This window comes from Mesorhizobium sp. M1423 (assembly GCF_040317575.1).
Classification (GTDB): domain Bacteria; phylum Pseudomonadota; class Alphaproteobacteria; order Rhizobiales; family Rhizobiaceae; genus Mesorhizobium.
In genome coordinates this window covers 1-12,705 of sequence record NZ_JAMYKU010000014.1, presented here as the reverse complement: position 1 = coordinate 12,705, position 12,705 = coordinate 1, and the positions used below count along the sequence as shown (strand labels likewise).

Sequence of the window (12,705 nt, the reverse complement as noted above, 5' to 3'; positions counted from 1 at the left end):
ACGTCGCGCGGCTGGAGTCGCTGATGATCCTCGTGCGCCAAGGCGTGGCCTTGCCACAGGCCTGCATCACGCGATCGCCCAGGCGCCTAGGCCGCGTGGTGGGATATCGGTGGCGGCGCGCTGAACCTGCTGTCTGCCGCCAGCGCACTGCTAAGCAGTCCTGAGCTCGCGCGATCGAACTCAGGTCCATGGAACACCGCCTCACCCGACGACGACTTTACGACCGCGCTGATCCTCGCCGGTTGGTCGCCTGGCAAGTAGCAGGCGACATGGCCACGTCAGTCCATACGATCAAGCTGGCATCAGCGGCTTGACGCGATCGACAATGGCGGCGACCGCTTCCTTCGGGCTCTTGCGACCGAGGACGGCGAGCTGAACCTCCTCGAGAAATGTCGACTGAGCGCGAGCGGCTTCGGGAAAAGCCGGGAAGGCCGGTCGCGCCCTGGCGAGCGCGGCAGCCTCGACCTTCGCCTGCGGCAACGACCCGGCGAACGACGGCTCGGCATAGGTCGAGGTGCGGACGGGGCCATTGCCGTTGCGCGCCATGTCGAGTGTGGCCGCCTTGCTCGCTACGAAACGGATGTAGCTCCAGGAGAGCTTCTTGTCCGTCGAATTGGCGGGAATGGCCATCGCCCAGGATTCGACGACCGGATGCATTTCGTGACCGCTGCCGAGGGTTTTGGAGCCGGGGAACTCGATCGCCTTGATCTTTCCCGGTGCGGTCGACTGTTCCTTGTTGTTGAGCTGCGCGTAGCGGGCGAAAGGCAGCACCGCGAAGGCAGCGCGCCCCTGCTGCATCCACGTCACCATGTCGTCGTTGCGCGTTGTGGCATAGCTGCGGGGGAGCGCGCCGGCCTTGAAGAGGTCGGCAAGCACGGACAGGCCTTTTTCCATCGCCTCCGGATCGGGGACCACCTGGAACTGCTTGTCGATGAAATCGCCGCCGAAAGCGCGGGCGAACATGACCGGGAAGACAGCGAGGTCACTCGCAAGGATTATGCCGACGACGGGCGTGCCGGACTTGGAGGTGAAGGTCAGCTTCTTCGCCTGCTCGACCAGCTCCTCCAATGTGTTCGGTGGCGCCGAAATGCCGGCCTCCTGAAGCAGCTCCTCGTTGTAGAAAAGCCCCTGCGTGGCATGGCGCACGGGGATGCCGACGAGCTTGCCGCCGACGGTCATCGATTGGCGCAGGCCCTCGGCGATATCGTCGAAATCCTCGATCGGCTCGGCTTTCTTGAGGTGGTCGAGCGGCTCGAAGAGCGAGGCGATCTGCGACGTCATGCGGTTGTCGATGATATAGCCGACGTTGAAGTCGGTCTCGCTCAGGCTCGCCTCCCGGAATAGCCGGTCCTGGAGCGGATTGCTGTCGAGCGTGGTCCAGGAGATCTGGGCGTTGTTCCTGTCCTCCCAGGGCTTGATGACATCGCCGGCGGCACCGGTCGTCAGGTTGGCTTGGTGGACGCGATGGCAAAGCACGTTCAGCGTCTTTGCCTGGGCATGGGCCAACCGACCCAAGGCGCCCGTCGCGCCGGCGGCCATCGCGGTCGTCAGCAGGGCTCTGCGTGTCATGTGCAAAGGCATTGTCTTCCTCCCTTTCTCGGTGACGTCGTCACCCCTTGGTCGCGCCGGCGGTCAATCCGGCGACGAGAAACCGGTTCATCAGGACCACGAAGACGAGAACCGGCAGCAATTGGACGGTAGAGGCAGCAAAGAGCACGCCCCAGTCGACGCCATCGATCGAACTGATCATCTCCGAAAGGACCAGAGGCGCGGTCTTGGCGTGGTTGGCGGTGAAGATATAGGCGAACAGAAACTCGTTCCACGCGAAGACGACGACGAAGACGGCGACGGCGAGCATGCCGGGCGCTACGAGCGGCAAGATGATCTTCACAAGGATTGTCAGCGGCCGCGCGCCATCGAGGACAGCCGCCTCGTCGAGTTCGCGCGGTACCTGATCGATGAACGTGCGCATCAAGAGCGTGCCGAGCGAAACAAAGAACGTCGCGCAGAGCAGGATCAGCACCAGATGGGTGTCGTTGAGCGCGAGCCGATTGACGACCGGGAACAGTGGCAGCGTCACGACGATCGGCGGGATCAGCCGCGATCCGATCAGAAACAGCACCGATCCTTCCAGGAAACGGACGCCCCGATAGCGTGAGTAGGCAAAACCAGCGAGCAGACTTGCCATGACGGCAAGCGCCGTCGCCCCGGTGGTGATGATCAGGCTGTTGACGAGCCCGTCGAAAAAGGCCGGCCAGCGCTGCCACAGCGAGGCGTAGTGCTCCAAGGTCGGTTCGAAGAAGAGCTCCGGTGGAACCGCGAAAATCTCGCGACCGGGTTTGAACGACGAGAGCACGATGAAGCCGATCGGAAACAGTGACCAGACGACGATTGCCGCAACAGCGAGCATCTTTCCGGCACCGATGGCGAGACGCCTAGAACGCATTGGCCAAGGATTCCTTGCGCAGCCGCCATACATAGCCAGTCGCAAGCAGCAGCGAGATGACGACCATCATCCACGCCGTCGCGGCCGCCGTGCCGAACGAGTTGTAGCGGAAGCCTTCCTGATAAAGATAAACGGAAACGACCTCGGTCGTGCGTGCCGGGCCGCCCTGGGTCAGGAGCCAGACCTCGGAAAAGAGGCGGAAGGCGAAGATGTAGCGGAAGAGCAGCGCGATGAGCATCGCTGGCGCCAGGAGCGGCAGCGTGATGTTGCGGAAGAGCTGGAACGCATTGGCCCCGTCGGTGCGCCCAGCCTCGTAGAGCTCCTTCGGAACCGCGAGTCGTGCCGCATAGAGGATGATGAATGTGAATGGCAGGTGCAGCCAGATCGTGAGCAGGCCGACGAGGACGAGGCCGTGAGAAGGGATGAACGTCCAGTCGAGCGTCGGCAGACCGGTGTATCGCAGCATCAGCGTGATTGGGCCGACGTCCGGATCGAACAGGAAGCGCCACATTGCGACCGCCGTCACCTCGCTGATGGCGTAGGGAGCGAGCACCACGACGAGCATGACGCGCTGGAGGGGAAGCCCGGAAGCGAAAAGCAGGGCCAGGCCAAGGCCGAGCAGCAGTTCGATGTGAACCGCCACGGCGACGACGAGGACGGTGTTCCAGACCGAACGCCAAAAATAGGGATCGGTGAGGACGCGGATGTAGTTATCGAACCCAACGAAGGTTGCCGATTGGCCGAATGACGAGGCTTCGAAACTCAGCCACAGGACGAAGATGGCGGGGAGCACGATGATCCCAAGCACCAGGAGGTGCACGGGCGTCGCATAGAGGTAGGCCGGCGAAAACGCGAAGCGCCGCCTCTTGGTCTCGCCAGCCGCTTCCGCCGTCCCCTCCCCCCTGTGGCCGACGGATGCCTCGGAACCAAATGCCATTGCTCCTCCCTGAGCGGTTGCGCGTCAGCCGTCCCTGGCGGCAAGTGGAACGGTGCCCTCCACCGTTGTTCTGTACATCACCCGGCGATATCCGGGATAATCGTTGATGGCGGTGTGCAGGACATGGGGATTGTTCCACATACCGAGCGTCTTCGGTTCCCAACGCAGCCTGCAGTTGAACTCGGGCCGGACAGCCCGCGCCATCAGGAAGTCGATCATCGGCTTGCTTTCTTCCTCCGTCATCCCCTTGAAATTGGTCATCACGCTGCTGACGAAGACATAGCGCCGGCCAGTCTCGGGGTGGCGACAGATCACAGGATGCTCGACGACGGCATTCTCGATCGCCTCGACATCGGCCTTGACGCCGAGCCGGCTGTGGGCCGCGTTGATGGCGAAGACCCCGCGGCCGCTATGGACGCCCGTCAGGCCTTGCAGGATCTCGACCAGCCGCGGCGAAAGCGAGTCATATGCCTTCTCGAGGCTGGAGAAGCAGGTGTCGCCGCCAACCGGCGGCACCTCCTCACCGTAGAGGATCGTAATGCCCGGCGGCTTCGGTAGCCAGGCGAGGTCCATGTGCCAGTCCTCGCCGATCACCTTGCCCGTGTCGTCCGGCTCGCGCACGAAGCGCACGATATCGTTAAAGCCGTCGATCGGCGTGTGCACCGGATTGCCGCTAAATGGTCCGAACCGGCGGGCGACCTTGTGGACGCCGGCGGCGTCAAGCTCCTGATCGCGCACGGCGAGCGCATGATACTTGTAGAGCGCGCGGCGAACGTCCTGGAAGGCATCCTCGCTCGCGCTCGCCAGATCGATCCCACGAATTTCTGCACCGAGCGCTCCAGTGAAGGGGCTGACCTCGAAACGAGTGAATGCGTCATCGCGCAGCACGTGATCCTCCCTAATACGCGCCTCGTCGCCATCATGGGCTGACTTACCTGCAAGTAAGTAACTTGAAAGCCAAAGGCTGTCAACTCACCCTCGCTTTGATCCACTGGATGTCTAGCCTCGACCCGAGCCCTTCCCCGCATCATGCCAAGCGGCGCGGATGATCGCGGCGAGCGCTGCGAAGGTCCTGGCGACCTCGTCGAAGCTTCCGGTGTCCTGCGTCATCGGTGGACAGGACAGAAGGGTAATGCGCAGCATGTGCACGAGCTCGTCGCTGAGCGTGTCGGAGGAAAGCTCTCCGTCCTTCACCGCCTGGTCTACCGCATGACGCAGGCTCTGATCATAGACCCGGTTGACGCGCTCCAGGGCACGTTCCGCTGGTTCGCCGAGAACCGGGAGGTCGTGGCGAAGGCGCGAAAGCGGGCTCCACATATTGCGGGCTCCCTTCTCAGCATTGAAACGTTCGTAGAAACGGCGCAGATCCTCGAGCTGCATATCGAGACGGTCGAAGAACCGGATATCGGGGGTCGTCCAGAAGCGCTTGATGCGGGCCTCGGCGTTGGCGGCGAAGTCTGCGATCAATTCCTCCATCAGCTGACGCTTGTTGCCGAAGTGATGATGGATGTTGGCGCGCGTCGTGCCGATTGCCGTCGCTATATCGCCGAAGCTGAAACCATCGTGGCCGCGTAGGACATAGAACTCGGCCGCGACCTCTTTGATTCTGGTCCGCGTAGAGTGCGCCTCGTCACCGGGAGATCCTGAAATGTTGGCTCTCATATGCCTTCCGAAATTCATGCCGCTCGCTGCCGCGACGATCACTATGCCGGAACGAGCCGCAACCGCCCACCGACCGGCACCAGACGCGATCAGCGTTGCTATCACAAATTGCCATGCGATGTACCCGTCGTACTAGAGTCTCTTTCTACGCACTGGCGGAACTAATTTGCGCCAGGTGCAGACATTCGTGGTGGGGCGGGTGAGTAGATACGGGAACGCGTATATCGACCTTCAACCTGGTTCGCGCCCTTGACTGATATTACGGGTCAAAAGGGCAATGACCTTGCTGGGGACAGGCCACAAACTCAGGCAGTGGATAGCGGCTGCGCATCGGCTGCGCCGATCACTTCTCGCATCGTCACGATGGTGCGAAACGCCTTCACGTTCGAATCGGCGTGGAAGACTTCCCGCGTGAAGACATCGTACGCCTCCATCCCTGGCAATTGCAGGAGGAGCACGAAATCGGTTTCACCGGTGACATACCAAGCCTGACGAACCTCCGAGCGCCCGCGAAGCTTGCCGATGAAGGCGTCCAACTCGACAGCGCTCTCCCGTTCCAGGGAAACGAGCACATGGATGGTTAGCGGCAGGCCCACGGCCCCCGGGCGAACGACGGCAATGTCTGCTGCGATCACGCCATCCTTCCGCAGCCGGCGCAGGCGGCGCAGAACCGCGCTCTGGGAAAGCCCGACCTGCTCGGCGAGACGCCGCGCCGGGATCTGGTTGTCGCGCTGAACCAGCGACAGCAGCACATAGTCGAAGCGATCGAGGGCGGCAGTTTTCGTCATGAGGACAGGCATGTATGACGAAATCAGGCAGGCGAGCAACGATAATAGGCGCCAACCGGCGTGGTTTCCGGGATAGAACTTTGCCTCATGACCATAGACACACAGGCGGGCCTTGACCCCGATCTCATTGCGGCGCTGCTACAGCGCCTGTCGCCATTTTATGCACCGACACCGTTGCTCGACCTGCCAAACCTCGCTGCGAGCCTGGATGTGGCCCAGGTGCTTGCCAAGAACGAGGGACACCGTGCCCTGGGCAGCTTCAAGTCCCTCGGCGGCACTTATGCTGGTCTGTGTGCTCTGGCCCGGGCTACCGGGATGGATATCGACGAATTGCTCGATCCAGAGCGGGCCAGGACGCCGTTGCCGGCGTTAATCACGGCCAGCGCCGGCAATCACGGACTTGCCGTTGCCGCGGCGGCGAAGTTTGCCGGTGGGACGGCAAAAATATACCTCCACACGGGCGTTCCTGCGGCGCGGGTCAGGCGTATCGAATCACAAGGCGCCGAAATCGTGTGGGTCGACGGCACCTATGACGATGCCGTAGATCTGGCCTCTGCGGCGGCCCGCGCCGGAGAAGGCATTCTCGTGGCCGACACCTCGAGCGACCCGGATGACCCAGCTGTCGCAGATGTCGTCGCTGGCTATGGCGTGCTTGCTGCGGAAATTCGTCGCCAGGTCGACGAGATCGGCCATCTGAGGCCAACCCACCTCTTCGTGCAGGCCGGTGTCGGCGGACTTGCCGCCGCCCTGACGACTGGGCTGAAGGACTGGTTGATGCCTCCAGCCATGATCGTCGTAGTAGAACCAGAGGCCGCAGCCTGCGTCGCGGCCGCGCTGTCGCAAGCACGGTCCGTGCGGATATCCGGCGATCTCAAGACGTCGGCAGACATGCTCGCCTGTGGCGAAGCAGCCGCATCGGCGCTCGACGTACTCCGCCAAGGCAACGCTCGGGTCATAACCGTGTCCGAAGCGGCGCTTGCCGACGCGAAGAGCCGACTTCGCGAGGCAAACGGTCCAGGCACAACCCCGTCGGGTGCGGCCGGCCTCGCCGGCCTCGCCACCGCCGTCGCGACTTCCGGCCCGTCGCAGGAGCTTGCGCTCGACGAATCGAGCCGGGTGCTGATCATCGTGACCGAGGCCGAACTGGAGAAGGACGCATGACGATGGCGCCAGACCCCGGACCATTGAACAAAAGAGCGGCTGGGCCGCGGACTGCTCGAGATGCCCACGCTTCAGACTCAACGCAGAACGGGTCCATGAAGCTCATCTACCAGACCCACTCCCCCTACGCGCGCAAGGTTCTGGTCTTTGCCCACGAGGCCGGGCTTGCCGGACGTCTGCGCGTCATTCATCACGAGACGAGCCCCATCAATCGCAACGATGATGTGTTTGCGATCAATCCGCTTGGCAAGGTGCCCGTTCTCGTTCTCAACGACGGCTATGCGATCTTCGATTCGGGCGTAATCTGCGACTATCTCGACAATCTCGAAAGCAGTCGGCTCATCCCCGAAACGGGGCGAGCAAAATGGTCCGCCCTGCGCCTCCAGGCGCTCGCCGGCGGCATGTGCGACATAGGCATTTCCATCCGCTGGGAAAACGAGCGCCGCCCTGAACATCTGCGTTATCCCGCCTTGAGCGAAGGCATGATGATGAAGCTTATCGAATCCTATGACTTCGTGGAACGCGAGGTCGAATTCGACGCGCCGCTCCATGTCGGCCACATCGCGCTCGCCACTTGTCTAAGCTGGCTGGAATTCCGCGGACTGCCGGACTTCTTGCAGGGAAGGCCACGACTGGAACAATGGTTTAGATCCTTCGTGGAACGCCCTTCAATGCGTGACACACTCTACGACGGCGACACGCAAGATTGACATCAATCTTTGGGCTTTCGAAATCCAGTATGTGTCGGTCACCAGCCAAACGTTCTCGAGGCCAAGAGGAAGCCTGCGCTGCAGCCGGCCAGGACCGCGACTACAATCCGCGCGCGCGGATCGGGAAATTTCGGACGCAATGATGTTTCGGACTGCTCCCGACGGCGTAGATCGCTCGTGGAACGCCGCGCCGCATGCAAGATTGACATCAATCTCTAGGCTTTCGAAATCCAGTATGTGTAGGTCACCAACCAAGCGTTCTCGAGGCCATTTGTTGGTCGGCCTCGATGATATTGCGCGAGACGGGTGACCTTGCCTCGGGCAGCCTTGAGGGCGACCATCAAAGCCTTTTCTTCGTCACTGCGCCTAGCTCCGCTGCAGGGGTAAAACCCGCATGGCACAAGCGACCGTACGGGAAACGTATCGCCAGCCCTTTCCAGAAGCATCATGAAGCCTCGTCGGTCTTCACCTGTGAACGGCAATGCCATCCGGCCAGCGTCGGACAAATTTGAAAGCCACCGTTCCGGCACGTGCGTCACGCCGGCAAAGGCGACCACGACATCGAGGTCTGGCAGATCAACTGCCTGCGTTGCGTCACCGAACGTCACTTCGACGTGGGCATAACGAGCAAGATTCCTTTGCGCGCGCCGAGCTAGTTCTTCGTCGATCTCATATGCAATTACGCGTCCTTCAGACCCCGTCAGTTCAGCGAGGATGGCGGTGAAATAGCCGACACCAGCGCCCACCTGAAGGACAGTCTGACCGGGAGCCATGTTCAGATGGTCGAAAACCAATGCCCAAAGCGACGGCAAGCCGCTGTTTAATCCGCGCTGTTCGTCAAGCGAGACCAGAACGTCGTGATAAATCTCGTGAAGTGCGGCTGAAGGGCTCGTATGGACCGCCCCGATCTGCAATCTCGAATGGATACGCCATGGCCCGTCACCGAGGTATTGTTCGCGCGGAACCTTTGCGAAGGCCTCGATGACCGCAGGATTGTGCAAGACAGGTGATGAGACACGCAGGTCTTCGGCAAACCACCGGCGCGCGTCACTGGCATCGATTCTTGTTGGCATGGAATGTCGGCTCGCGGATTGGGCGTACTTGTCATGCTCTCAGAAAACCGAACGACGGCAAAGGGGCCCTATCCCCGCAAGACGATCCGCTCACAGCTCAAGGAGCCGCTCCGAAACCAAGGGTTCGCAACGAACTCGGTAGACGTGGAAGCCGTCCTGCGGTCGGTCGGCCTGGATCCGGCGCTCAGTTACAGGTTCCCGCACCAGCTCTCTGGCGGGATTAGTTCCGGAACCTTATACCGCTACCGAAGGTTGATATACCGAGCTGGGCCGGCGAATAAGCCAGAAGCCCAGCCAGAGCGGCAGATAAAATGAATGAGCTCAATCAAGTACAGTCCGAAATCATCACCGCTGACCTACTCTTCGCGAGGGTCATGCACGACTATGACTACCAAGCTTCGAGGCGCAGTCAGAGCTCTCGCGAAAGGCCTTGGTGGGGTCCACGGTCAGAGGCCATCCCGTCTGCCCTGCTGTCGAGGTGCTTCGGAGCGTTGGATCAGGCAAGCTCTGACTTGAGCACGATCATTGCAAGCTCGCGCCAAGCTCGACATTAGGCCAAGGCAGCGCCCGTGCATCCACGTCGGTGATCAGCATATGGCCCGGCGTCGCGATAGGTTTCGAAGAGACGCGCATCAATGATGACGTCGCCCTTGATCTGCGTGATGCCCGCACCGCGAACTTCCTTGGCCAAGCCATCAAACGCCGCGAGCGGGTCGCTCCCCTTCACCAAGGCGCCGCCTGCAAAGCCGGTATCAGCATAGTTGTGGTCGATCTCCGGCATATTGTTGTAGCCGAGGGTGCCGTCCGACTGCTCGCGTAGACCGAAACTGAAGTCGCCGGACGCGACCAGGATCAGATCACCGCCAAGCATACTGTCCGAGACGGACCCGGTCCTGTGGACCGGAGTGTGAAACCGGTACTCGGCACCATACAGATCCAGCACGGTGGCAGTGCTGTATACCTTCATGATCGATCCAGGAGTCAGCGCCCGGTCTCCCGCCTGGTCGACAAGCACGGCCCCCGTGTCGAGATCGACCACGCGCATGCCCCAACTCGTGTGCGCGTACGCCGCTTTCGACTGGATCTCTCCGATGACAGCCGAAACATGTTCAGGCGGGTCGCCCGCGACCGGCCGAAGGGTATCGGCGCGCGCGCCGGCGCCGCAAATAAGCCAAGCGTGACTAACGCGACGAGGGTCGTCAGAGGGGTCGAATGGATCACGAGCATTGGGCAATCCCTTTTCACGAGCTTGAGATCGCGTTGGGCGAAATCTGAGCGCAGCGGCCGCGGAGGCCGCGGCGGCGGCTCGAACCGCTCGATGATGGTGTCGTACCTCTGATGGCGCGATCCGCATCCTGCGCCTAGTGCGGTGCTCGAGGGCAATCCGCGGCTCCAACTCGCTACCTATGCAGTTGGCCCGAAGCCCATCCCGGGCGACGGCGAGCCAGTGCTTGGCTCCGTCGAGACCGTCGCCGGGCTTCACGTCGCCTTTAGCCACAACGGCGCCACGCTTGGATTGATCGTCGGCGGATTGCTTGCCAAAGAAATCGCCTCAGGCAATCCGCATCCCATGCTTGCAACGTTTCGCGCTAATCGATTCAGCTGAAAGGGCAATTGCGGCAAGGCCGAACTGTCCAAGCGCGGACGCTCAAGGGAGAAGATGAATGCCCCGCAAACTATGGCCAGATAGCCGCTCGCGATCCACTGGAGTGCGCTGAGCGCGACAAGTTGCGCAAGCCTCAATTCAAAGCCAAGAAGATCGAAAGGCAGACTGCACCGAAGAGCCCGGCGGTCTACCTTGTGGGAATCAGGTGCAGTGCAGACTTCCCGCCCTTCACGGGCGCCGCTGACAGCTTGCGGTCAAAGCTGGCAAGTTGGCCGCCTCGCGCCTTGGCGAGCGCGAGAAGGTACGTATCCGTGACCTGTGCCGAAGTCAGGATTTTCGCTGCATCGATGTCGCCGGAGCCAACCAGGCTCACATCGTCGGGCCAGAAGCTGTGCCCGTGCAGAGCCCGCAACTTGGTAACGATTTGCGCAACGATGGCGGGCGAGCCGGGAGAATTAGGATATCTTTGGTTCCCGACGATGCGCAGGACGCCGTTTTCGGTGATCGGACAAGTAGCCCATGCCGCGTTGCCCGTCTCTTCGAACCAGCCATGCGCGTCGCCATAGGCGACGTGACCAGGATCGATCAGTGCGATCAGCACATTGACACCGAGCAGGAAGGTCAAGGCAGTTCGTTTCGCAAGGCGTTGACCGTCTCAAGCGTGACAGGAGGTGCATGCGGCCGAGGCGACAGAAGAGGAATCCCGTTGCGCTCGCCGCCAGCTTGAGGCCGGCGCAGCGAGCGCCGGGCGAGATCGCTAATGACCTCGCCGAGGCTACGACCCTGCTGCCGGGCCATGGCCCTGGCCGCGACCAGGACGTCGTCATCAATCGCCAGTGTGGTTCTCATATCACTCTCCTGACGCGCATCAAACATCACGCATGATGTGGACTAGCTACGTCGGACACTCAAGCGGTGCGAATACCCGGCGGATTTGCGTGGAACACGTTTTGCCGGAAAGATCGTCGCTCCGCGGCTTCAACCTTTATGCGACGAAAACTGCGCCCGCGGTAATCAGCGAAACGCCAAGCCAGTTCGGCAGGGACAATTGTTATCTGAGGAAAACCGCACGGAATACCGTGTCAAGCGCGACGCTTAGCGTGGCGTCACCGAGCAACTCGCCCTCCCACAATGCAGCACCAGGGCTGCGATGACATGTCTTGATCGTGTTGCTGAAGTCAGCCAGATCCTACGTCGATAACGGCCTTGATCAGACCGGACTTCTGCTGCGCCCAGATTGCGATGTCGCGTGGGCTGTCGCGCAGGGTGGTGCGGTGGGTGACAAGCTGGTCGATTGGTATTTTTCCAGCGCGAATCGAGGCAATGACGTGCTGGAAATCGCTACGAGTCGCGTTGCGACTGCCGATCAGCATCATTTCCCGTTTGTGGAACTCTGGATCGGAGAAAGTTATGTCGTCCGGCACGACGCTGACCATCACCATGACGCCGCCATGAGCAACATAGGCAAGGCAGACTGCATCGAACGGCTGTTTCCCGTTGCGTCGAAGACGACGTCGAAACCTGCTCCCGCAGTTCGCGCCGCTATCGTTTCGATGATCGAAGGTCAGCCGCTCGGTATCGACGTCCATGACGGTCACGTTCTGTTGCGCGATTCGCGCAAAAAGCGCGGTGCCGAGGCCGATCGGCCCGGCGCCGATAACCAAGGTGCGAATGCCCGGCCCCGCCATGCATCTGCGGACTGCGTGGGCACCGATGGCCAGAAACTCGACCGTGGCCGCCTCCACCAGTGACAGGCCGGCCGCTGGAAAGTTTTGCGCCGGCACGAGAATCTGCTCACTCATGGCACCGTCACGGTGCACGCCAAGCACCTCGATCGACATGCAGCAGTTAGGCTTGCCCTGGCGGCAGGCGGCACAATGTCCGCAGGCAAGATAGGGATTGACGAGGATTTGCTCTCCGACCGACAGGTCCGGCGCGTTGATTGCCGCGATTGTTCCCGAAACCTCATGGCCCATGATGCGCGGATAGGCGAGATAAGGATGCCTGCCCTCGAAGATGTGGTAGTCGGTTTCGCATATCCCGACAAAGGCGACATTGACCAGTGCCCAGCCTTCGGGCGGAGCGTCTGGTGCCTGCTGCTCCTCAAACACCAGTCTGCCGGGCTCGGAGCATCGCACGACTTTGATGGTGGGATCCATGACGGCAATTCCCCCCTTGCTAAGCTGGAGTCCGGCAACAGGAAGTGGGGGGGGGGGGGGGGGCGCGCCCCCCCCGGCGGGTGAGAATGCAAGAAAATAAAAATTATAGGGAGGGGGATGATTAAAAAACTTAACAGAGCCGCAGAGACAAGATGATGAAGAG

At 61.4% G+C, this 12,705-nt stretch carries 12 protein-coding genes and 3 pseudogenes; 4 read left to right on the top strand and 11 right to left on the bottom strand.

What is annotated here, in order from left to right; all coding sequences use genetic code 11:
• Positions 1-291: 291 nt before the first annotated feature.
• The 6 genes from NKG95_RS18355 to NKG95_RS18330 all read right to left on the bottom strand — a co-directional run bounded on the left by NKG95_RS18355 (position 292) and on the right by NKG95_RS18330 (position 5,833).
• On the bottom strand, positions 292-1,581 hold the full coding sequence (locus NKG95_RS18355) for an ABC transporter substrate-binding protein (RefSeq protein WP_353041804.1): 1,290 nt from the start codon (positions 1,579-1,581) through the stop codon (positions 292-294).
• Between the two features lie 28 nt (positions 1,582-1,609).
• Positions 1,610-2,446 (bottom strand): carbohydrate ABC transporter permease, encoded by an 837-nt coding sequence (locus NKG95_RS18350; RefSeq protein WP_353041802.1) that lies wholly within the window; start codon positions 2,444-2,446, stop codon positions 1,610-1,612.
• Positions 2,436-3,383, bottom strand: coding sequence for a carbohydrate ABC transporter permease (locus NKG95_RS18345; protein ID WP_353041800.1), 948 nt, complete (start codon positions 3,381-3,383; stop codon positions 2,436-2,438). Before NKG95_RS18345 ends, NKG95_RS18350 begins: the two co-directional genes overlap by 11 nt.
• A 24-nt stretch (positions 3,384-3,407) precedes the next feature.
• Positions 3,408-4,271 carry a TauD/TfdA dioxygenase family protein gene (locus NKG95_RS18340; protein ID WP_023718497.1) on the bottom strand — a complete coding sequence of 288 codons (864 nt, stop codon included), beginning with the start codon at positions 4,269-4,271 and terminating at the stop codon, positions 3,408-3,410.
• 111 nt (positions 4,272-4,382) lie between these two features.
• Positions 4,383-5,045 carry a TetR/AcrR family transcriptional regulator gene (locus NKG95_RS18335; protein WP_353041798.1) on the bottom strand — a complete coding sequence of 221 codons (663 nt, stop codon included), beginning with the start codon at positions 5,043-5,045 and terminating at the stop codon, positions 4,383-4,385.
• A gap of 305 nt (positions 5,046-5,350) precedes the next feature.
• On the bottom strand, positions 5,351-5,833 hold the full coding sequence (locus tag NKG95_RS18330) for an Lrp/AsnC family transcriptional regulator (RefSeq protein ID WP_353041796.1): 483 nt from the start codon (positions 5,831-5,833) through the stop codon (positions 5,351-5,353).
• A gap of 87 nt (positions 5,834-5,920) precedes the next feature.
• Between NKG95_RS18330 and NKG95_RS18325 the strand changes: the two genes are divergently transcribed.
• Both NKG95_RS18325 and NKG95_RS18320 read left to right on the top strand, forming a co-directional pair.
• Positions 5,921-6,994, top strand: coding sequence for a pyridoxal-phosphate dependent enzyme (locus tag NKG95_RS18325; RefSeq protein ID WP_353041794.1), 1,074 nt, complete (start codon positions 5,921-5,923; stop codon positions 6,992-6,994).
• A gap of 95 nt (positions 6,995-7,089) precedes the next feature.
• Complete coding sequence (locus tag NKG95_RS18320) at positions 7,090-7,704, top strand: glutathione S-transferase family protein (RefSeq protein WP_353041792.1); 615 nt, start codon at positions 7,090-7,092, stop codon at positions 7,702-7,704.
• 215 nt (positions 7,705-7,919) lie between these two features.
• Here NKG95_RS18320 and NKG95_RS18315 read toward each other — a convergent pair whose 3' ends face one another.
• On the bottom strand, positions 7,920-8,777 hold the full coding sequence (locus tag NKG95_RS18315) for a protein-L-isoaspartate O-methyltransferase family protein (protein ID WP_353041790.1): 858 nt from the start codon (positions 8,775-8,777) through the stop codon (positions 7,920-7,922).
• A 69-nt stretch (positions 8,778-8,846) separates the two neighbouring features.
• Here NKG95_RS18315 and NKG95_RS18310 point away from each other — a divergent pair.
• Positions 8,847-8,996, top strand: a pseudogene (locus tag NKG95_RS18310) (ABC transporter ATP-binding protein); the annotation flags it as partial.
• A 331-nt stretch (positions 8,997-9,327) separates the two neighbouring features.
• Here NKG95_RS18310 and NKG95_RS18305 read toward each other — a convergent pair.
• Positions 9,328-10,131, bottom strand: coding sequence for a D-alanyl-D-alanine carboxypeptidase (locus NKG95_RS18305; protein WP_353041788.1), 804 nt, complete (start codon positions 10,129-10,131; stop codon positions 9,328-9,330).
• A 9-nt stretch (positions 10,132-10,140) separates the two neighbouring features.
• On the opposite strand from NKG95_RS18305, the pseudogene NKG95_RS18300 reads away from it, so the two are divergent.
• Positions 10,141-10,383, top strand: a pseudogene (locus NKG95_RS18300) (D-amino-acid oxidase); the annotation flags it as partial.
• Positions 10,384-10,570: 187 nt separating this feature from the next.
• Here NKG95_RS18300 and NKG95_RS18295 read toward each other — a convergent pair.
• From NKG95_RS18295 to NKG95_RS18285, 3 genes and pseudogenes are all read right to left on the bottom strand, one after another.
• Positions 10,571-11,008: a TA system VapC family ribonuclease toxin gene (locus tag NKG95_RS18295; RefSeq protein WP_023718511.1), complete on the bottom strand. Its 438-nt coding sequence runs from the start codon at positions 11,006-11,008 to the stop codon at positions 10,571-10,573.
• Positions 11,005-11,232 (bottom strand): ribbon-helix-helix domain-containing protein, encoded by a 228-nt coding sequence (locus NKG95_RS18290; RefSeq protein WP_023718512.1) that lies wholly within the window; start codon positions 11,230-11,232, stop codon positions 11,005-11,007. The genes NKG95_RS18295 and NKG95_RS18290 overlap by 4 nt, the downstream gene beginning before the upstream one ends.
• Before the next feature lie 329 nt (positions 11,233-11,561).
• Positions 11,562-12,530: pseudogene (locus NKG95_RS18285) on the bottom strand (zinc-binding alcohol dehydrogenase family protein).
• Positions 12,531-12,705 lie beyond the last annotated feature (175 nt).